The sequence below is a fragment of the Neptunomonas japonica JAMM 1380 genome, from assembly GCF_016592555.1.
In the GTDB taxonomy this organism is placed as follows: Bacteria; Pseudomonadota; Gammaproteobacteria; order Pseudomonadales; family Balneatricaceae; genus Neptunomonas; species Neptunomonas japonica_A.
This window is the reverse complement of sequence record NZ_AP014546.1, coordinates 2161836-2182799: the sequence shown is the minus strand read 5'-3', so window position 1 is coordinate 2182799 and position 20964 is coordinate 2161836. Positions and strand designations below refer to the sequence as shown.

23 protein-coding genes are annotated in these 20964 nt (G+C 42.9%); 15 read left to right on the top strand and 8 right to left on the bottom strand.

Annotation, left to right across the window (positions count from 1 at the left end; genetic code table 11):
* The first annotated feature begins 16 nt into the window (after positions 1-16).
* The 9 genes from NEJAP_RS10200 to hpaE all read left to right on the top strand — a co-directional run bounded on the left by NEJAP_RS10200 (position 17) and on the right by hpaE (position 8175).
* Positions 17-682 (top strand): response regulator transcription factor, encoded by a 666-nt coding sequence (locus NEJAP_RS10200; protein ID WP_201347149.1) that lies wholly within the window; start codon positions 17-19, stop codon positions 680-682.
* Positions 679-960, top strand: a complete 282-nt coding sequence (locus NEJAP_RS10195; protein WP_201347148.1) for a hypothetical protein — start codon at positions 679-681, stop codon at positions 958-960. Before NEJAP_RS10200 ends, NEJAP_RS10195 begins: the two co-directional genes overlap by 4 nt.
* Positions 961-978: 18 nt before the next feature.
* Positions 979-1590, top strand: a complete 612-nt coding sequence (locus tag NEJAP_RS10190; RefSeq protein ID WP_201347147.1) for a glutathione S-transferase family protein — start codon at positions 979-981, stop codon at positions 1588-1590.
* A 219-nt stretch (positions 1591-1809) separates the two neighbouring features.
* Entirely contained in the window at positions 1810-3090 is a 1281-nt protein-coding gene (locus tag NEJAP_RS10185; protein WP_201347146.1) for a response regulator, read from the top strand.
* A 367-nt stretch (positions 3091-3457) separates the two neighbouring features.
* On the top strand, positions 3458-4261 hold the full coding sequence (hpaH, locus tag NEJAP_RS10180) for a 2-oxo-hept-4-ene-1,7-dioate hydratase (protein WP_201347145.1): 804 nt from the start codon (positions 3458-3460) through the stop codon (positions 4259-4261).
* Between the two features lie 44 nt (positions 4262-4305).
* Positions 4306-5112, top strand: coding sequence for a 4-hydroxy-2-oxoheptanedioate aldolase (gene hpaI / locus NEJAP_RS10175; protein ID WP_201347144.1), 807 nt, complete (start codon positions 4306-4308; stop codon positions 5110-5112).
* Between the two features lie 37 nt (positions 5113-5149).
* Positions 5150-5815 (top strand): fumarylacetoacetate hydrolase family protein, encoded by a 666-nt coding sequence (locus tag NEJAP_RS10170; RefSeq protein ID WP_201347143.1) that lies wholly within the window; start codon positions 5150-5152, stop codon positions 5813-5815.
* A 12-nt stretch (positions 5816-5827) separates the two neighbouring features.
* Positions 5828-6631 (top strand): fumarylacetoacetate hydrolase family protein, encoded by an 804-nt coding sequence (locus NEJAP_RS10165; protein WP_201347142.1) that lies wholly within the window; start codon positions 5828-5830, stop codon positions 6629-6631.
* 20 nt (positions 6632-6651) lie between these two features.
* Positions 6652-8175 carry a 5-carboxymethyl-2-hydroxymuconate semialdehyde dehydrogenase gene (hpaE, locus tag NEJAP_RS10160; RefSeq protein ID WP_201347141.1) on the top strand — a complete coding sequence of 508 codons (1524 nt, stop codon included), beginning with the start codon at positions 6652-6654 and terminating at the stop codon, positions 8173-8175.
* A 432-nt stretch (positions 8176-8607) separates the two neighbouring features.
* On the opposite strand, the gene NEJAP_RS10155 is transcribed toward hpaE, so the two are convergent.
* The 5 genes from NEJAP_RS10155 to NEJAP_RS10135 are packed head-to-tail and all read right to left on the bottom strand — an operon-like array spanning position 8608 to position 13210.
* The gene (locus tag NEJAP_RS10155) at positions 8608-10662 is read right to left on the bottom strand and encodes an AAA family ATPase (RefSeq protein WP_201347140.1); all 2055 of its coding nucleotides are present in this window, start codon (positions 10660-10662) and stop codon (positions 8608-8610) included.
* A gap of 4 nt (positions 10663-10666) precedes the next feature.
* Positions 10667-11101, bottom strand: coding sequence for a hypothetical protein (locus NEJAP_RS10150; RefSeq protein ID WP_201347139.1), 435 nt, complete (start codon positions 11099-11101; stop codon positions 10667-10669).
* Complete coding sequence (locus NEJAP_RS10145) at positions 11098-11436, bottom strand: hypothetical protein (protein ID WP_201347138.1); 339 nt, start codon at positions 11434-11436, stop codon at positions 11098-11100. The genes NEJAP_RS10150 and NEJAP_RS10145 overlap by 4 nt, the downstream gene beginning before the upstream one ends.
* An 8-nt stretch (positions 11437-11444) precedes the next feature.
* Entirely contained in the window at positions 11445-12212 is a 768-nt protein-coding gene (locus NEJAP_RS10140; protein ID WP_201347137.1) for a hypothetical protein, read from the bottom strand.
* On the bottom strand, positions 12209-13210 hold the full coding sequence (locus tag NEJAP_RS10135) for a ComEC/Rec2 family competence protein (RefSeq protein ID WP_201347136.1): 1002 nt from the start codon (positions 13208-13210) through the stop codon (positions 12209-12211). Before NEJAP_RS10135 ends, NEJAP_RS10140 begins: the two co-directional genes overlap by 4 nt.
* 624 nt (positions 13211-13834) lie before the next feature.
* Between NEJAP_RS10135 and NEJAP_RS10130 the strand changes: the two genes are divergently transcribed.
* From NEJAP_RS10130 to NEJAP_RS10115, 4 genes are all read left to right on the top strand, one after another.
* Positions 13835-15298 carry an NAD-dependent succinate-semialdehyde dehydrogenase gene (locus tag NEJAP_RS10130; protein ID WP_201347135.1) on the top strand — a complete coding sequence of 488 codons (1464 nt, stop codon included), beginning with the start codon at positions 13835-13837 and terminating at the stop codon, positions 15296-15298.
* Positions 15299-15408: 110 nt separating this feature from the next.
* A complete protein-coding gene (locus tag NEJAP_RS10125; protein WP_201347134.1) occupies positions 15409-15798 on the top strand; it encodes a 5-carboxymethyl-2-hydroxymuconate Delta-isomerase in 390 nt (129 codons plus the stop codon).
* Positions 15799-15847: 49 nt separating this feature from the next.
* The gene (gene tehB / locus NEJAP_RS10120) at positions 15848-16414 is read left to right on the top strand and encodes a tellurite resistance methyltransferase TehB (RefSeq protein ID WP_201347133.1); all 567 of its coding nucleotides are present in this window, start codon (positions 15848-15850) and stop codon (positions 16412-16414) included.
* A gap of 84 nt (positions 16415-16498) precedes the next feature.
* Positions 16499-16669, top strand: a complete 171-nt coding sequence (locus NEJAP_RS10115; protein ID WP_201347132.1) for a hypothetical protein — start codon at positions 16499-16501, stop codon at positions 16667-16669.
* A gap of 78 nt (positions 16670-16747) precedes the next feature.
* On the opposite strand, the gene NEJAP_RS10110 is transcribed toward NEJAP_RS10115, so the two are convergent.
* Positions 16748-17083, bottom strand: coding sequence for a hypothetical protein (locus tag NEJAP_RS10110; protein ID WP_236590889.1), 336 nt, complete (start codon positions 17081-17083; stop codon positions 16748-16750).
* 549 nt (positions 17084-17632) lie between these two features.
* Here NEJAP_RS10110 and NEJAP_RS10105 point away from each other — a divergent pair.
* On the top strand, positions 17633-18226 hold the full coding sequence (locus NEJAP_RS10105; protein ID WP_201347130.1) for a hypothetical protein: 594 nt from the start codon (positions 17633-17635) through the stop codon (positions 18224-18226).
* Between the two features lie 228 nt (positions 18227-18454).
* Here NEJAP_RS10105 and NEJAP_RS10100 read toward each other — a convergent pair whose 3' ends face one another.
* A complete protein-coding gene (locus NEJAP_RS10100; protein ID WP_201347129.1) occupies positions 18455-19048 on the bottom strand; it encodes an isochorismatase family protein in 594 nt (197 codons plus the stop codon).
* A 53-nt stretch (positions 19049-19101) separates the two neighbouring features.
* Positions 19102-19944, bottom strand: a complete 843-nt coding sequence (locus NEJAP_RS10095) for a pirin family protein (RefSeq protein ID WP_201347128.1) — start codon at positions 19942-19944, stop codon at positions 19102-19104.
* Between the two features lie 110 nt (positions 19945-20054).
* On the opposite strand from NEJAP_RS10095, the gene NEJAP_RS10090 reads away from it, so the two are divergent.
* The gene (locus NEJAP_RS10090) at positions 20055-20960 is read left to right on the top strand and encodes a LysR family transcriptional regulator (protein WP_201347127.1); all 906 of its coding nucleotides are present in this window, start codon (positions 20055-20057) and stop codon (positions 20958-20960) included.
* Positions 20961-20964 lie beyond the last annotated feature (4 nt).

The window sequence follows — 20964 nt, the reverse complement described above, 5'->3', positions numbered from 1 at the left end:
CATGTAAATAGGCGTTATGAAAACAGCAAAAGTACTACTCGTTGATGATCATGATATTGTGCGTGCGGGCTTTAAGCAGCTACTTGATTCTCATCCACAAATTGAAATTGTAGCCCAGGCTAATAATAGCGAAGAAGCCTTTAATACCTATAAGAAGACCTCTCCTGATGTCGTTATTATGGATCTCTCTATGCCGAGTGATGCCGACTCTCAGGATGCATCCGGTGCCCAAGGTGGCATTGAAGCAATCCAAAGAATCATTGCACATGATGCTTTAGCAAAAGTAATCGTGCTGACTGTATGGGAATCGAACCCTTATCCTAAAAGCTTGGTGAAGGTCGGTGTAAAAGGTTACTTAACAAAGCGCTGCGCACCCGAAGAGCTGGTTCAGGCTGTTTTGGATGTGTACTTAGGTGGAACGCATTTCTCTGAAAGCATCAAAGCGATCATTAATGATGGTGATGATGAAGAGGTTAGCCCGGTTAAATTACTTACCAAGCGAGAGTTTGAAATTTTTACCTTGTTAGCAGAGGGACAGACAGCAACACAGATTGCTGAGTCTATATTCTTGAGTCATAAAACGGTCCATGCACACCGAGCTAATATTATGCGCAAGCTATCGCTAGGTAATAATTCAGAAATTGTGCATCTCGCAATACGACATGGCGTAGTTCTACCGTGATTATCAAAGAAGAAGATGTTAACCCACTTGTTGATTCTGAGTTCTTTTGGTACAGCCTTCTTGAAGGTGACCAAATTGTTTTAGATGCAGATTATTATGAAGAGGGTAAGTTGATCTTACGTAAAGGGCTAGCTTATGAAGTCCTTGCCAAGACTGAGCGCGATATCAGTGATATTGCCTTTATTGTACAGTCTGATGTGACTGATCAGCTTATTAGCGTACATCCATTTTTAGTAGGTAACTACTTGATTAGCCCCGTAAAATATCGGCTAAATTAACACCGACAGGAACAAGTGATGATAACAATTTATGGTAGTCCAAAATCTAGCGCAGGGCGTTGTTTCTGGTGCCTCGAAGAGTCTGGCGTATCTTACGAAACAAAAACTATCGACTTTAAAGCGGGTGAGCATAAGTCTGAAGAGTTTTTGAAGATTAATCGCAACGGTAAAGTACCGGCACTTCAAGATGGCGACTTTACTATTTGGGAATCACTGGCCATTAATAACTACATTGCCGATGCATATAAACCTGAGCTACTAGGCACAACGGCACAAGAGCGTGGTTTAGTGAGCCAGTGGAGCGTTTGGTCTGTAGCCGATTTACAGGTGCCCATGATTGATGCTTTTATTCAGTTGGTATTTGTACCAGAACCACACCGCAATGCCGATGTGATTGCTAAAGCATTCGAAAAAATCCCTGTGATGCTAGCAAGCTTAGATGCTGAGTTACAAGGCAATGACTTTTTAGTGGCAGACAGGTTTACGCTGGCCGACCTAAATGTATCGTTCGTTGTGGGCATTTGTGATGATATCAAGTTTGACTTGAGTGCATATAACAACATTAATCAGTGGCGCGCTCGTATAGCTAAGCGTGATGGCTTACAGCGCTATAAGGCTTTGTGTAAATAAACTGGCCTCTCTATTTCTTAAATAAACCTGATATTTATATCGGGTTTTTTTATGTGCCCGCTATTTTTCTCTTTTGCTATTGCGCCTCTTATATTACGCATAAACGCTACGGCTGAACTAAACTGATCTTTAAACTAAATCGATTGCATTGAACTCGGTCGTTTCATGACTGTATTTATATATTGAGTTTATCGGATAGGCTAATAAAGAGAGGTGAAAATGGAGTATAAAGACAATAGTGTGCTTCTCGTTGATGATGAACAAGCGGTATTAAATGCACTGAAACGCTTACTAAGACCGTTGCGTTGCACGGTGCGCTCAACAACCTCGCCTATTGAAGCATTAGAAATGCTTAAGCAACAACCCGTTGATATTGTTATTAGCGATATGCGTATGCCAGAGATGGAAGGTGGATGTTTTCTAGCGAAGGTATCTGAAAACCACCCAGAAATTGAAAGAGTTGTGATGTCTGGTTATTCAGATACTCAATCGACAATTGATGCGATTAATAAAGGTAAAATTAGTCGCTTCATGCTCAAGCCATGGGATGATGATCAAGTAAAAAAGGTGGTAAGCGATAGCTTTGAGCTAACTGCGATGAAGTTTGAAAATAAACGTTTGCAAGCAGAAACGGCTCAAAAGAATGCTGAGCTTGCAAAGCTTAACGAATCTCTTGAAGCGAAAGTGCAGGAGCGTACTCAACAGCTAAAGCTTACCAACGATCAACTTAAAGGGAGTTATCGTTCAGTTGTTCGAATGTTTTCTACATTAACGGCCCGCCGCATGGGCGTTAAGGTTTCAAGTCTTAACTTACAGCTTAACCAATTGCTGGTGGGTATTGCTAAGTACTCAGGCATTGAAGGCGCGGATTTAAAGCAACTTTATTATGCTTGGCAATTAAGAAATATAGGGAAACTCAGTTTCACCGATGAGTTGCTTAAAGTACCTTATTTACAAATGGCGCCTGCACAGCAGCGCGAGTTCCAAAGGCATCCTTTATTAGCACAAGCGGCTTGTATGATGGTTAAACCGCTGTATGCATCGGGGAAAGTGATTCTGCAATACAAAGAGTATTTAGATGGAAGCGGTTACCCTAACGGCATATCTGCAGATCAAATTGATATGAGTGCTCAAATTATATGCGTAATGAATGACTACGTAGAATTAACGACTGGGCTATATGATGAACGACAATACAGTACCGATGAAGCGATTGCTTACCTGCAGACAAAAGCGCCGGAGCGTTACAATCAAGATATTGTAGCAACATTGCAAAAACTGATTCAGCTATTAGCAAAAAAAGGTGAGTCTATATCAGATAGCTGTATTCAAAGTGCTGACCTGAAATTAGGTATGAAGCTCAGCCGGGATTTAATTAGTGAATCTGGGATTCTCTTATTAAGTGTAGAACAAGCCTTAGATCAGACGGCAATTGAGCGTATTCGGGAAATGGAATTTAACTTAAATGAAGCATTTTCCATTTATGTTTCAACTAACTAAACATAAAATATTCAGTACGATAGGGCAGAGGTTATCTCATAATCTAGGCCCTGTTCTACCTATAGATTCCATTTAATCTGCGTTATACAGCGCTCTGTCAGTGATGATCAAAACTGAAACTCTTGAGGCATATTCCTGCTTTATATTTCTTTTACGAAAGCCCCCTAAGTTAGCTTAAATATTCGTTTAATCCTGCGCCTAGTCGAAAATCTATCACTTGAATTAAAATACAACTGGATGTTACTTAATATATTAAGTATATTGCTTAATATCTTATGTATTTGCTGCTGAACGTAGGCCAAGTACAGACACCAACAAAAGAACAAAGCTTCAATCACTCAAGCTTTGCAATGATGGAAGGGCTGCCATGTTAACTCCCCAACAGATTCAAACTGCAGCAGATCGTCTTTATGACGCAGAGAAGCAACGCAAGCAGATCCCCGCGCTCACACTAGAGTATCCAGATATGACAATGGATGACTCTTACAAAATTCAAAAAGCATGGGTGGATCGTAAGATCGCTGAAGGCGCCTCTATTAAAGGCTATAAGATTGGCCTGACATCACGTGCTATGCAAATGGCCGTTAATATCGACCAGCCTGATTACGGCGTACTGCTTGATGATATGTTCTTTGACGATGGCGCGCAGATCAAAGCATCTGACTTTTTAGATCCACGTATCGAAGTAGAACTCGCCTTTGTCTTAAAAGACCGCTTAGAAGGCGATAATGTCACGATTTTTGATGTACTCAATGCCACTGATTACGTGGTTCCTGCTATCGAGTTAATTGCAGCGCGTTGCCACCGTACGGACCCTGATACGGGTTACACCCGCAAAGTACTGGACACCATCTCTGACAATGCAGCTAATGCCGGGATTATCCTTGGCGGACGCCCGGTAAAACCGATGGATATTGATCTGCGTTGGGCGGGCGCTTTATTGTATTTGAACGGCCAGATTGAAGAGACAGGTATTGCGGCGGGCGTATTGGGCCACCCTGCGAATGGTATCTGTTGGGTATGTAAGCGTTTTGCACCGCACGGTGTAGCGCTAGAGCCTGGTCAGGTTGTATTGGCAGGCTCATTTACGCGCCCGATCCCAGTAAAAGCGGGAGATACGATTCATGCAGATTACGGCCCATTGGGCGGTATCTCAGTGAAGTTCGTTTAAGCAAACAGTGTACTGATTGGCCAACATAGATAGAGATGAACGTGATGGAACTTCCCGTAAACAAATTTAAGAAAGCATTACAGGGCGATGAAACGCAGTGGGGCCTATGGTTGGGGCTGCCCGATGCATCATGCGCAGAGATAGTGGCCGGTTCTGGCTTTGATTGGTTGCTGATCGACAGTGAGCATGCCCCTTTTGAGCTGGACTCCATCATGCGTCATCTTCAAGCGATCGCGCCTTATGGTGTGCCTGCCATTGTTCGCCCAGAAGAGGGCCGCACTGCCTTGCTAAAACGCTTGTTGGATATCGGTGCGCAGACGTTACTTATTCCGATGTGTGATACCGCCGAACAAGCCAAAGAGTTGGTCAAAGCCGTGAAATATCCGCCACAAGGGATCCGTGGTTTAGGCAGTTCTTTAGCGCGGGCAGCTAACTGGAACCGTGTTCCCGGTTACCTTCAAAAAGCTAATGATGAGATTTGCCTTATTGTGCAGGTAGAAACCGTCACTGCGATGAAAAACTTGAAAGAGATTGTTGCGGTCGATGGAGTTGATGCTGTTTTTATCGGGCCTTCTGATCTATCGGCTTCTATGGGGCACATCGGCAACCCCGATCACCCAGAAGTGGTTGCCGCTATTGAGAATGGTTTACAGATTATCAAGGATGCGGGCAAGGCGGGTGGTCTGTTGTGTATCAATCCAGCCAAAGCGCATCACTATGTTGAGAAGGGCGCTAAATTTGTGGGCATTGGAGTAGACACTCTATTGCTAGGTAATGCTGCTAAGCAGTTAGCTGAAAGCGTTAAGTCGGGCGCTAATAAAGCAGACTCAAACCAGTCTAGCGGTTACTAACGATATTTTTACAGATTATTTTTATAGGTTTTAAATCATGACAAACAATCCAATCGTTAAAGGTAAGTTGGTGTGTGTTGCGCTGAACGATGCAAGCCAGTTCGAAGCGATGCAAGCTGAATTTAATGAAGCGCCTTATAAAAGTGCGCCCACTCAGCCAGTGCTTTACTTTAAACCGCACAACACCTGGAGCACTGAAGGCGCGACTGTTGAGTGGGCCATGAGCGAAGGGCAGGCCGCTGAAAGCATGGTGGTAGGTGCATCGCTGGCGGTTGTTTTTGGTAAAGAATGTTGCCGAGTAAGCCAAGAAGAAGCGCTTAGCTATGTAGGCGGTTACTCTCTTGTTCATGATTTCTCTCTGCCTGAGCTGACGTACTACCGCCCCGATATAAAGGGTAAGTGTCTTGATGGCAGTGCACCGATCGGCTCTGTTGTTGTACCTGCTTCCGATGTGGCAGACCCACAAACCCTGACTGTTGTCACCCAAGTTAATGGCCAGACAGTAAGCGAAATGCCTGTGTCTAATATGGTGCGCAGTGTGGCAGAGCTTATCTCTACGATCTCTTACATCATGACGTTGCAGCCCGGCGATGTGATCGCTGTAGGTTTTCCGGGCCAGCGTGCGCCAATCAAACAAGGCGACAAAGTCAGCTCTGCTATTGCAGGTGTCATCGAATTGAACAACGTCGCTGGCCGAGCTTAAGGGGAAAGAACAATGAAACACGCACGCGTATTATTTACCGGTGCCGGGCCACTTAACGGCCAAGAACTAGATGTAACAGTAGAAGATTCTTTTGCAACAACAGGTCAGCTCACATTAAAAACGGATGGCCAGTTGATTAACGAATCAGATGTAATCTGGTTAAGCCCCATTAAAGAGCCGGGCACTATTTTTGCGCTAGGGCTTAACTATGCTGATCACGCTCGCGAGCTAGCATTTGAGCCACCAAAAGAGCCGCTAGTGTTCCTTAAAGGCGTTAATACACTGACAGGGCATAAACAGAATGTTTATCGTCCCGATAATATTAAATTCCAGCACTATGAGTGCGAACTGGTCGCTGTAATCGGCAAAGAAGGTAAAAACATCTCGCGTGAAGAGGCGATGGATTACATCGCCGGTTATACCGTATGTAACGACTTTGCGATCCGAGATTACCTAGAGAATTACTACCGTCCTAACCTACGTGTAAAAAGCCGTGACTCCTTGTTACCAATTGGCCCATGGGTCATTGATAAAGAGGATGTAGGTGATATCTCTAACCTGAGAGTAACGACCCATGTGAATGGCGAGCTTACTCAGGATGGCACCACGGCGGATATTATTTTTGATGTGCCATTCCTCGTTGAATACCTCAGCAAGATCATGACCCTAAAACCGGGCGACATGATAGCAACGGGTACTCCAGAAGGCCTAAAAGATATGCAACCCGGCGACAAAGTGGTTTGTGAAATTGAAAAAATTGGTGCACTAGAAACATACATTGTTTCAGAGCAAGAGTTTTACGGCGACAACTACTAAAACGAGTTAGGAGAGAAGAGATGAGCGAACAACTGCAACAAAACATCGCTAAAGCTGAAGGCTACTTAACTCGTTTTAAAGAGAATACGCTGGGCCATTACATCAACGGTGAATGGACGTTAGGGAGTGAGAGCAACACGTTTGATAACACTACACCAACAGACCAGAGTTTTTTAGGTAAAGTGGTGCAAGGCAGTGCAGCCGATGTAAACGCGGCATGTGAAGCGGCAGAAGCGGCAGCAGCAGAGTGGGCTGCTATGCCGGGTGCTGCGCGTAAGAAAATCTTGCACAAATTAGGTGATGAGCTGGAAAAACGTGCAGAAGAGATTGCCATGGTTGAGTCTATGGATTGCGGCCAGCCCATACGCTTTATGCGCCAAGCGGCTATACGCGGTGCTGCTAACTTTCGCTTTTTTGCTGATAAAGCACCAGAAGCGCGTAATGGTTTATCGCTTCATCAAGACCAACACACTAACTACACCGTGCGTAACCCCATTGGCCCTGTGGCGGTTATTACACCGTGGAACACACCCTTCATGTTATCGACATGGAAGATTGCACCAGCGCTTGCCGCAGGCTGCACCGTGGTACATAAGCCAGCAGAGCTTAGCCCGTTAACAGCCTCTATTTTGGCTGAGTGTGCAGAAGCGGCAGGCTTGCCAAAAGGTGTGTGGAACATGGTTAATGGTTTTGGCACCGTGGTAGGTAAAGCACTAACAGAACACCCAGCCATTAAAGCAGTGGCGTTGGTAGGTGATTCTGCCACAGGTAAGAAAATCCAAGCACAAACGGCTAATACGCTCAAGCGCTTACATCTTGAGCTGGGGGGTAAAAACCCCGTTATCGTATTTGATGATGCAGATTTTGACCGTGCGCTAGATGCTGTTGTCTTCATGATTTACAGCCTAAACGGCCAGCGCTGCACCAGCTCAAGCCGTTTGTTGGTGCAAAGTGGCATTAAAGACAAGTTCTTAACGGCGCTTAAAGCACGCGTTGCCAACCTAAAAGTAGGCCACTCACTAGACCCAGCAACGGAAGTCGGCCCTCTAGTACATACCGGCCATTACGACAAAGTAACAAGCTACTTTGATATCGCAAAACAAGATGGAGCAACGGTTGCTGTCGGTGGTAAGTCTTTACGCGATGAGATGGGCCCAGGTAACTATGTGACGCCAACCTTGTTTGTAGAAGCCAAAAATAGCATGCGTATTGCGCAAGAAGAGATTTTTGGCCCTGTGCTAACGGCGATTGAGTTTGATACGGAAGAGCAAGCCATTGCCTTAGCAAATGACACTATCTATGGCCTTGCGGGTTACATTTGGACAAGCAATACAGGCTGCGCAATGCGTATGGCTGATAAAGTCGAAGCGGGTATGTTGTGGGTTAATTCCGAAAACAACCGTAACCTGCCATCACCGTTTGGTGGTGTGAAAATGTCGGGTATTGGTCGTGATGGTGGCGATTGGAGCTTTGACTTTTACATGGAAACCAAAAATGTGTGCATCGCACATGATCTGCACAGCGTTCCTGTGCTTGGTCGCTAAGGCTGGTTACTGAGTTCTGAATCGCTATCGTATGATAGCTTTATAACCACAGCGGGTATCTATAAACCTGCTGTGGTTTTTGTTTTTGGAAGCTTGATTCGATTGGGTGTTTACGTACAGGCGGCAGTCGCGTGTGGAATCACCAGCAAAGCCCCATGGCGCAGCGCTAAAACTCTGAGGATTAATCAAGCATTATCCAATGCTTATTTAAAGTCTCAGGGGTTATGCACTACGCGATGCTTGGGTAAAACAGTGAAACGCCGGTGTGCAAAGGGTACAGGGTGTTGTGGGGGCTAAGATTAGAGCCCACAACTCTCCAGTCCTGTGTGCCAGCATATTTTTGATCCGTCAGTCCGCTGGGCTACGCCCTGGTCAATAAACAGACCCTTGACCTACTTTCCTACTTTCCTACTTTCCTGCATTACGAAAGACCTACAGCCTTTCATCGTTAGTGGCAATCTCAGTAGGGGATATACAATAAGTTTTGTCATCGATGTGATGCATGTGAATCTTATTAGAATCAATACCCTCGATTAATGTAGATATATTAACGTCTTTTTTGTCATAATCTCTATCTTGTGATATCGCAAGAATTACTTGCTTCCCAAGTTTAGAGCTATGTGACAATAACTCTTTCATACTATCTACTCGCATCTGATGCTGCCCAGGTTCATCCATTAATAGGAAGCCCGGATGTGAGTCTCCCATCTCTAACAGACAAAGATAGTAAGACCAAATTGACCTTACAAAATCACTGGCAGAAGAAACATATCGGATATATTGTGGTTCTTGCCCCTCCATAAAGACAATTGGCATGAGCCTGTGTGGAGGATTGTCCTTAATAGTTATATTTTTAACACCATTACTTTTATAGCCGAAGGAATCTAAAAGCGAAATAAAATATCTTTTGAACTTAAGAATTGTTTCTTCATCACTAGAAACTAAGCCTTTAAGTCTTTTTTCTTCTTTGTCTAGAATGAAATACTGAGAACTTAATTTTTTCATCCTGCTCTTCGTTGATTCGAGGTAAGAATTAAACTGGTTGATATCATTAAGTCGGTATTTTAATTCTGTCTGTATCTCAAGTTCACCTCGAATTGATTGTGAACTAGGGGAATTTAAATCTTTATGAATACTATCGAGCTGTATCCGTTTTAATGCGATATTTTTGTCATAATAAGCAAGAGCCGATACATATCGCTCAAGAACAGACTCCGACGCTCCAATATATTTTTCATAAGTTGATTTTTGTGACTTAAGAAAAGCAATACTTTTTTCAATGGTTTCTTCAGAGAGTTCAGCATCCTTTTTATTCTCAACGCTGTTTTCACAAACAGGACACTTGGCAGTTGATAAGCTTACCCAATTCCGACTAATAGATAACTTCTTTACATCCTGAAAGCCCTGAACATCGTTTATCGTAGAAGACAATGAGCTTTTGAAACTAGCTAATTTTACCTTTTCCTCTTCGTATAGCTCCGATGCATCATTCCTTTCAGATATAAATGTGGATAGAGACTCTTTTATTTTTTCCCTAGTGTTAATTAAATCTTTAGAGGCTTCTTTAGGAGTATCTGTTAGTGCAATACGTTTGTTGGAGGCATCAATCTCTTTTTGAATAATTTCAGCTAGCTGGTTAGTTTTGACTTCTTTTTCTTCTTTGTTAAGCTCAGCAGCATATATGCCTTCGATCCTTTTATCTGTAATTGGCTTATTCTTATCGAAAATAGACAAGTAGAGTTGAGTTGCTTGAGCACGATAGTTTAAGTCATTATCAATTCGCTTCCATTCACCTTTTATCTGGTTTTTATTGGCTTTAATTTGATCAAGTTTCATGTTTAATTCGAGAGATTTAAGTCCCAATGAATACTCTACAACCTTTTGTTTAGGATCTTTAATACCAAAACTAGGCATCATTGAGAAAATGTCTGACCAACCTTTTGTCTGCTCAATAAAAGCTAGTGAAAATACATTCTGCATATATAAAGGTTTGGTCGATTCACCGTTAAAAGATTCGACATTAAAAATTTCCAAACCATTAACCTCTGCAAGCCATTGATAAAACCCTTGATCACCATGATCTCTTGCAGAGTGGACAAACTTAGGTGTAGTTGTGGTGCCATCGAATATCAGTATTTCATTAATTGTGGTTACATCAGAAGAAGTAATTTGGCGTGTTAGTGTATATTTACTGCCATTATTTGCAGTGAAGCTAAGAGAGCAGCTGGATTCGTAGACATTACACGGATAGTCGTCAAAATTAAGTACTTGATGTAAGGCTGGACTTAGGGCATTAATCCCCTTACTCCCCATTAACTGCTCCATTCCTAGGCAATAATACATACAGCTAAGAATGGTAGATTTACCACTGGAATTATCACCAGTCAGGATGTTTAAACCTGGCTTAAAGTCATACTCAAAGCCAAAGGGTTTTAGCCCATCGTCTGTTCCTGCAAGAATCGTCGCTGATACTGAATTGATGTGCATTTTTTTAACTTCTAATAATCGGATTATCGAATCTATTTTCAGGAATCTTACTTTCCTTCAAATACTCTAAATAGTTCACAAACGCCTGATGGGTCTCAACTGAACTAAGGTATATTTCACCCTTGTCGATGAGAGATATTCTAATTTCTTTAGATTTATCAGTTAGTAGCTCTATAAATCCAATGGATTCTGCCATTATGAGCGACTTTTTAAAGTCGTTATCAATATTCCAAGGAGATAACGTTATCTTAGAGGCGAACGCATTAGCTTCTAGATTTATGGCCTTATCAAATATGTAAGCTAACTTTATAAAGGACATAGTCTTGGCGTTTCCAAGGCAGTGTTTTAAAGCGCCACATATAATCGCTAGATGTGTTAGCGTGCTATTATCAGGAGCACTATCGAGGAATTGGGGCTTTAGCTGAATTTCTATACTCATTTCTTAAGATCCAAAGTGCAATTTGCTAATAGTCGAGCGACCTCTCCTGCAGCGATAACTGAACTGCTCGATTTAATTGAGGTGCCATCTAGCTCTTCCTTTAGTAATTGAGTAAGCTCATCTAAAATTTTATGGAAACGCACGTTACCTTGCTGAATACTGCTCACTTGGTACTTTTTGTTTCCTGATGCCCATATCGCTTTAGCATTTTCAATAAGGTCACGATATGAGCTGTGGTTTCTTATTTTAGAATGTTCAATATCTTCCCATACTAATATGTCGCTTATAAATCCATCTAAGTCTTCAGGTGTCCAATCTTCTATGAATGAATCCATCTTTCGAGTTAGATTCTCAACATCCCCATACTCATTGGCTTTTTTCTTTCATCTATCATTCCTTGAGTAACGTTTCTTTTAATCTCAGCAATGTTCAGTTTCAATTGAGCGTTCCCCCCATGAAACTCTGAGATCTCCATGCTAGGTAGAAATGAATCTTTAATAGCTTTAATAGAACGACAATTTACGCCAATGAAGTCGTCTTTATCTATATTTTGAGCTATACCGACCAAATAAATGTTATCAGTTCCTTTTATGAATACTCCGCTTCCTGAATATCCGCCCATCACATCTGCTCCTACATTACCTTTCATATCTGCGTAGGCATCGAGAGGAACTTTTAGGCAGAACAGGCCCTCATCACAGGTAGAAGTATCCAGATAGCATGGAGCTACTGTATGAGCTTTTAAGGCTATAGATTTTTGCGTTCCCCTGAAAACATATGAGTTTTCAGGAAAGCTAATATCTTCACAAAACCTTACGGGGGGGAAGTTTGGAAACTTCTGTTTCTGATTAATGGCTATAACAGCAATATCGTTTACCTGATTCGCATTGTGTTTCCCTACCAATATATCAAATTCTATTTTTCCATATTTCTCTGATACACCATAGAAACCTTCAAGCGTTAAAGGTTTGCTAATATCTTGGCTAATAACATGAGCTGCACTGAATACATAAAATACGCCACCAGCTTCAACCAATACTCCTGATCCATGATATATTTCAGACTTGTAGATCTGTACGCAGGTTTTTGGGAGTACGTCTAATTCATTCATTTTATATAGAAGCTACTTTGTTCAATTAGTTTTATTTTGTGCTTATTCATTTCTTCTGAGCTAATTAATAGGCCATTTCTAGCAGTGATTTCTTCAACGGGATAATTGAAGAAAAAATTAATATCGTTGCCGCCGTTTCGTTCAACATTCAATGCCAATTTTGCTAAGGTTTCTCTACTAGGGTGCATACTTCGAGCTTTACCACCATTAGTACTCACTATATAGTTAGAGCAACTAATCATTGAAATAAACTTTTCAGATATACTTGTAACGCTGCCATGATGTGAAAGCTTGATGTAATCAAAGGCATATCTTTTGCTTTCTGAGAAACCTCTGGCTTCTAGATAATCAGTAACAACTGTAGGGTGTGCATCTCCTAGAAATAGAAGGTTTCTGTCTTTGTACTTGAGTATGAATGCTATTGATGCGGCATTGGTAAAGTCAGACTTCTTGGACTTATACGCATCTTTATTTCCTGCTAGCTCCTCAAGCGGAATGATAATACTGGTTTTTGATATTGGATCTGGACTAGATGACTCCTTAACTTCCTTGTATTTGTTAATAAAGTATTCTAAATCTTCTTTGGATGGCGAAATAATCTCTAAGCTAATATTTTCGGATATATTTACTGTCATACCTGCCAGAAGACCTTGGTAAGATATCTCTTTTTTGTTAAGTAGGTTTTCAAGTGTAATTGCTTGATGAATGGAAATGTTTCCACCCTCTGCTCCAACCTCATACGAGCTTGGTACATTGACGTACACTTTTCCAACCGTAAATTTGTGGGGCGTTTCTTCAATTAGAGGAATCGCTCCATGAATGTGGTCTTCATCTGAGTGAGTCAGAATTAGATAATCAACACTCGATGTTAGCTGCTTGATTTTATATTGATAGGTGAACTTGAATCCACAATCCAACAACAGTTTTCTTGGGTCATCTGTATCCTCAATTAAGAAGCTATCGCCACAATTAGCCTGTATGTTTGTAATTTTCATCATGAAAGCAATCTACTATTATCATATGAAAAGAATTCACAATTAAGAACAAGACTACACGTAATGCATTCCTTTGTTTTCTTCGTTGTCATGTAGCCTTCTCCATTTTGGAACTACCGCTGTAGATTATTCATTCTACTGACGATACTTAGTGTATCGTTACCGGCCAAACATACCTTACAGTGATGCACTGAGCATTTACGGGCAAAATGCTTAAAGTGGATACCTGTGGAGGGGATTGATAAATAAAGATTTTTTGACTGCATCTGTCATTTTCCTCCGTTGAAAATAAGCGTGTGCGTTTTGATGATCTTAGTTTGTGCAGTATCTTACCTGCGCTCTTCCTTATCTATCTGATAGTGCACAACTTCCTTCTAAAATACCAGTGCAAGCCGTGCTAAAAAGACAAGCAATTAGTGGTAAACACGTACGTAATCAGAGCAAGTGAAAACAGATGGTATAAACGCTCATAAAATCGAGCTTGTAGCACAGCTTGTTGAGGTGCCAAAAAGCGATCTTCAATCAGTCCAATTCAAAAACTACTTAACTTATTAAGTAAATTGAATTACTGTATATCTCATAACTTTCACAGGGTCGGTATTGCCCATAACGTTAGAAGAGATTGCTATGACATTTGAACTAAAAGATTCCTCTTTGTTAAAAGCACAGGCTTTTATTAATGGCGAGTGGGTAAACGGTGATAAGGGCGAGACTTTTGCTGTAACCAATCCGGCCACGGGTGAGAAACTAGCCGATGTAGTGAGTGTGGGTGCTGTTGAAACAACGCGTGCAATAGACGCGGCAGATAAAGCATTAGCCGGTTGGCAGGCGTTAGCGCCAAAGCAACGTAGCGAGGTGTTGGAAGAGTGGCATCACTTGATTCTGGCTAACACGGAAGACCTAGCAATCATAATGACAGCTGAGCAGGGCAAAACACTGGCTGAATCCCGTGGAGAAATAGCCTACGGAGCATCCTATTTAAAGTGGTTTGCAGAAGAGGGTAAGCGCGTATATGGCGATATCATCCCGTCACCATCAGACCGTCGTGGTGTTGTTATTAAGCAACCTATCGGAGTTGTCGCAGCAATTACGCCGTGGAACTTCCCTAATGCGATGATCACCCGCAAAGCCGCACCCGCACTAGCCGTGGGTTGCGCTATGGTACTAAAACCCGCTGCCGAAACCCCGCTATCTGCGCTGGCACTGGCTGAGTTGGCTAAGCGTGCTGGGTTGCCCGCAGGCTTGCTGAATGTTCTTCCTGGGTTGGATGCACCAGCTATCGGTGGGGAGATGACCTCTAACAAGACGGTTAAAAAAGTCACTTTTACGGGCTCAACGCCTGTCGGTAAGCTGTTGATGAAGCAGTGTGCAGACACCGTGAAGCGTACCTCTATGGAATTAGGTGGCAATGCGCCGGTTATCATCTTTGATGATGCTGACTTGGATTTAGCGGTAGCGGGTGCGTTGGCTGCTAAATATCGCAACTCAGGCCAAACCTGCATCTGTGCTAACCGCTTGTTGGTACAAGAAGGGATTTATGATGCCTTTGTAGAGAAATTTACAGCAGCGGTTAGCCATTTCCGAATTGGTAACGGTGTTGATAGCGAGACAACACACGGGCCTGTGATCACAGAAAAAGCGGCTAATGATATACATGCCAAAGTGCAGCAAGCGGTAGAAGAGGGTGCTCATGTTGTTATCGGCGGCCAGCCGGGTACGCAAGGGGCATGTTTTTATCAGCCGACTATTCTGACCAATGTAAATGATCAAATGCGGGTGTTCCGTGAAGAGATATTTGGCCCGGTAGCGCCTGTGTTTAAATTCTCCTCTGAAGAAGACGCCATCCGTATGGCCAATGATACTGAATTTGGTCTGGCCGCCTATGTTTATACTGAAAACATGGGGCGTATCTGGCGTGTATCAGAAAGTATCGACTACGGTATGGTGGGCGTGAACGAAACAGCCATTAGCTCAGAAGCGATTCCGTTCGGCGGCGTGAAAGAGTCTGGGCAGGGGCGTGAGGGTTCTAAGTACGGGCTGGATGACTACCTTGAGACAAAATATATCTGTATCGGTGGTTTAAACCGTTAAGCGTATTATTTCGTTATCAAGCGTGCAGTTGCCTACTATAGGTAATGGTACGTTTTTTTTATTTTATACGATGATAATTGGCACCTGTTTTTAGGTGCGCAGGAGACACAATGCCGCATTTTATTATGGAATACTCAGCTAATCTTGATGATGATTTGGACATTCCGGGGTTATTCGAAAAGCTGAATGAAACAGCCATATCTACCGGTGTATTCCCAATCGGGGGTATACGGACACGGGCTGTTCGTTGTGAGCATTTTCGTATTGGTGAAGGTGACCCAGAAAATACCTTTGTTCATTTAACAGCAAAAGTGGGAGCAGGGCGTGAGCCTGAAGTGCTTAAGGCCGCATCTGATAAGGTGTTTGAAACCTTTACCGCGTACCTTAAACCAGTATTTGATAAATGCTGGATGAGTATCGGTTTTGAAATGATCGAGCTACACCCAGAGCGTAATTATCGGATGAACAACATTCATAAGAAACTAGCGGACAAGAAATAACGTGCAGTAGTAAGATATTACCCCTTATTCCAAAATCAAAGTGGTTACCATGATAGCTGATCTAAATAGCCGTTACGGCTTAAATCCTGCCCATAGTGAAGTAGTCGATGCGAGTAAAATTATTGAGCCCTGTGATACCTTGGATATGGGCTGCTCGAATGGGCGCAATGCTATATACCTAAGTCAGCTCGGGTTCAATACTACCGCCATAGATAACAACCCTGGCGCCATTGATATGCTGCAAAGCATTATCACCCAAGAGGGTATAAATAATATTAAGGCACAGGTGTATGACATTAACAGTGCTAGCCTTGATAAAGACTATGGTTTTATTGCCTGTACTGTCACCTTAATGTTTGTCGACCCATCTCGTGTGGATGCAGTTATTGCCGATATGCAACAGCATACAGATACCGGCGGCTATAACCTGATTGTGTGCGCGATGAGCACAGAAGAACACCCATGCCCAGTGCCTTTCCCTTTTACTCTACAAACGGAGCAACTGCGGGAGGCTTATACAGGGTGGGAGCTTATTAAGTACAATGAAGATGTGGGCACTATGCACAATGGTGCGAAACTACAGTTTGCGACCCTATTGGCACAAAAGACTGAATAAGAAAATAACGGGCTAATCGGCCTTTTTGCTCCTAATTCTCTTATATCATTAGACGAACAGTGACTAGAGAAGCCTTCCAAAAAAGTGAGCCCTACTACCTGCTTACACCAGCCTATAGAAGTGGTGGGGAAGTTACTGGTTACCTCGGCCAGTATTGGTGTGGCCGTATTCCCTGAAGATGATGATTGTATCGAAGACCTACTCTACTCTTTGCTGACGGTTCAGGCCCTAGCGGTGTTAGTGTCTCAGTATTAGGTTTTGTCGGAAATTTTTCAAACGGTTCGCAGGCCAATCCAATTCTCAATGGGTGGCTTATTTGGGTTAAGCCATTTTTTACTCCCGCGTGATCTTGGTCAGTGTTAGCCGCCGACCTTCAGTCGCCGAGAAGCGGAAGTGGCCTTCAATTAATACCATTTCGCCCAAAAACAAAGCCACTCTCTCTTGAGGGAAAATCTCGACACGGTTTAAATCTTCGTCCTCTATCCAGTAGTGTAAAGGTGCCTCGAAGCTGCGAACTATGCCTCGGGTGATGATTTGGCTGTTATCAAAACTAGCAGCACTTTCTGTTAGCATCGCCAAAGACACTTGCTTAGGCTCTTCTGTACTGTCACAACCCACAAGAACGAGAGCGGCAATAAGCACAGCCAGCAAAGCGTTAATAGGTTTCATGTTATGTCTCATTACGCTGACCCTTGTTGCTTCATTACGTTTGCTAGCTAAAGCTAGCACTCCTGTTTAGTACGATACCTGCGCTGCGCCGCTTTAAATAGATAACAAGCCTGCTTTTAGTCAACGGGGGTTAGCCTTCTTGCCTATAAGTAGGAGCGATTTTATGGGCATTCCTACCCTCTGTTTTCACTTTCGTTAATGGCGTGCGTATTTTGTGCTTATGGTTTCTCTTCTGCGAGAGGTTTGCTCTGGTATTTGAGAAGAAAGTTATGCATTATCACTCAATAAGGAAAAGTGCAGATAAGATACTGCGCAAGCTAATATCATCAAAACGCGCATGCTTATTTTCAAAGGAGGAAAATGACAGATGCAGCCAGCATTATAAATGATCTTTAAAGCCGTGCATTCTAAGTAGTCTGTGTGTAAGCCGCATATGCAGTCCGCCACCCGCTTGGTATAGCCTCTACAGACTTATAGTGTGTATTGGGTAGTCTTTAGTGGTTGGTAAAAATCAATACATGAGTAAACAACATCAACATAAGGCGTATGATGAAAAAGCTAATTTTAACTCTTTTAGTGGCCATTTTTGTATCTGGTTGCGCAAGTCCCAAAGCTGTTACAAAGAACTATTTGGTTGATCAAAAAGATAAATACATTGCTATTAATTTAGATGTTGATGCCGGTAGATATGTAGCTATGCACGAAGCTAATGTTGTTGAACATATTTACGATAGCTTTGAGCAATCCGGTCTTTTTTCGGATGTAGAAACAAGTTTTAGAAGGTGGCCAGTTACAGTCCAAGTAAAGTATTCATGGGAGCAACCAGAGATAAATACGGGGAAAGGTTTTGCTAAAACGATGGTTTCTGCTTCAACCCTTTTACTTATCCCTGCAGTACTGACAGAGAACCATACTCTCAAAGTAAGAATTGTTTCAGGGAACAATATTGTTGAAGCTTTTGAGTTTACAGAGGAAGTTGAAACGGCATTATCTCTTTATCATGATCCTGTTGAAGACCGGAAAAATGGCATAAGTAGGATGATGGATAAAGTTTTTGATAAAATTAAAAAAGAGAAATTGATTCCTACAGTAATGGCGATAGAAAAACAGATTAAGGCACAACAACAAAAAATCACGCTCTAAAATCCAGCGCCTTCGTATCAGCTATAGTCTTTCGCTGGCTCAATGTCGGCAAGCTGCTGATAAAGCAGTGTGCTAAGCCTATTGGTACAAGAAGGGATTTATGATGCCTTTATAGAGACATTTAACGGTATATCGTATAAAGCCAAGTTTCCTGGAGCTTGGCCAAACACCTTTTCAAATGTACGTAACTGAAAAAGTGCTTGGGAGTTATTTCATACTGAACAACGATTAGTGTTGTTTCGACAAAATTTCTTCAAATAATACCTGCATCAGTTTTTGGCCGTTTTCACTACTCCAGTCTTGAGCAAGCTCTGCTATCAACTGGTTAGTTGTTGTTAATGTTACGCCATTGCTTTCCATACGGCGCAACGCTGTCTCATCGGCGATCTGAGTTGGTGAGCCTGAACCATCAACGACAACCTGTACATTGTAGCCCTCTGATACGGCAGTGATGGCGGGATACACCACGCAAACATCGGTAGTAATACCGGCGATAATCAAATTTTTACGTTCGGTATCTGCGACTGCTTTGGCAAATCCTTCATCTTTCATTGAGTCGACAACGCCTCCTCGCAATACACGATTCGCGTAAGCGTCTGGCACTGCCAGTTGCAGCTCCTCAAACAGAGGGCCTTGTGCTTGATCTTCCATACTGGAGGTTAGAATTAATGGCATACCGACCGCATCAGCAGCACGTGCTAGCGCAATCGTATTCATTTTAATCTCTTTCAGGCTTGCAGATCCGACCCAGCCCATAGTGCCTTCCTGATGGTCGACTAATAACATGGCGGAATTTTCAGGTGTGAATAATGGTGATTTCATAATAGACCTCGATAGTTGATTAAGTACTCAGCCATTTTTAGGCTTTTTCAGACTTAAATTGCTCTTTTGGGTGTTGCATCAAGCGCTTGGGTTAAACGATGAATGTTATGAGCGCCTACGTTTAGGCGTTCCTGGCTGGAATGCATTGATGAGCCTGAGCTGATAATGGGTTGCTCAAGGGGCTGCCCTAAAGCAACCATAATGACGGCACCTGAGTCACCCGCGGTTAGGCTAAGATCAGCGTCTGATGGGTTGAGCACTCCTAGATGGGTTGCTTGAAGCAAACTATTATTGAGGGATATTTCGCCTGAGCGAACATAAATAAAACCGCTGGTCTGGCCCTTTTTTACTGCATGCTGCCATGTGCCATTGGGCGTAATCTCGACCTCAAGATAGGTAATATCGACACTGTGTTTAGCAGGGCTAACAGCACCAGAATGCTGTCCTATCAGGATCTTCGTCTTGCTAACAGGCGTCGTAACAACAGGAGCCAGCTTTTTCTGTGCGAGTGAATAGGACACCGGACCCATCTCGACCTCATCCTGAGGTAATAGAGTCCACAGTTGGAAAGCGTCGGTTACACCTTTGTTGGGATAAACAGTTTCTTTATGTAAAACACCGGCACCAGACGCCATTAACTGCACGCCGCCGGCTTCTAGCTTGCCTTGGTTGCCATCGGTATCTTCGTGGACGATGTCGCCGATTACGGGGTAAGAAATAGTGGCTACCCCTGAGTGCCCATGAAAGCCAAACCCTGTGGTGCCTTTCAGACCTTCTGTCTGAAAGTGATCCCACAGCACAAAAGGGTTAAGTTGCTGAACATTCTTCTGGTTAATAAAGCTGGTAATAGGGCCATGCTGATGACCGTTTCTGATTTCTATTATTGAGCGGCTCATGTGTTGATCCTCCTAAGTACTAACGATGGGACCATGGTATTTCATATTTGATTACCTGATTAGATGGTATAGTTGGTTTTATCTATCCCATAATTGTGAGTGGTTGGTGAATGGTTGATTTCAATGAGGTTTATGTCTTTATAAAAGTTGTCGAGGCGGGAAGTTTTGTCGGCGCTAGCAAGCAACTGAACATGCCTTCAACGACGGTGAGCCGAAAAGTACAAAAGCTTGAAGATGCACTTGGCGTGAGGCTACTGCAAAGATCCACGCGAAAACTGCATTTGACCGACATTGGCCAGCAGTATTTTGAAAGTTGCCAGCAGAGCCTAGCAAGTATTGAAGAAGCCACTACGCTGGCGAGTGAGTCCAGATCGATGCCAACGGGCCTGTTAAGGATTACCTCGCCAACGGATTTTGCCGTGAACTATTTGCAACCCTGGATTAATGACTTTCTACGGCGCTACCCAGATGTTCAAATAGAATTGGAAGTAACAGACCGCTATGTAGATCTTATAGAGGAGCGCATAGATATTGCGTTTCGTAGCGGCGACCTTAAGGACTCTAGCCTTATTGCCCGTCGCATTGGCCCTAAGCAGAGCATATTTTGTGCTAGCCCTGATTATCTCGAAAAATCTGGCACGCCAATTCTTCCTGATGACTTGAGTCAGCATGATTGTGTCATCATGGGAAGGGGCTTAAAAAATCAACATTGGCGTTTTATGACTGAAGAAGGAGAAATGTCGGTTCCCGTTAAAGGACGCTATGCCGCTGATAATATGCAATTAGTCGTTGAAGCCGCTCATAACGGTATGGGGGTTGCCCAAGTGCCTCATCCATTGGTTCTTGAGTCATTAATAGAAGGGAAATTAATTCAGGTCTTAGCCGACTACTCGCCCCCTAAGCAAAGCATTTATATTATTTATCCTTCTCACAAATACTTAGCCCGAAATGTCAGAACCTTTATCGATCATGTGATTGAATCAACGACTCCCAATCCCCCTTGGGAAGTAAAATAATGGT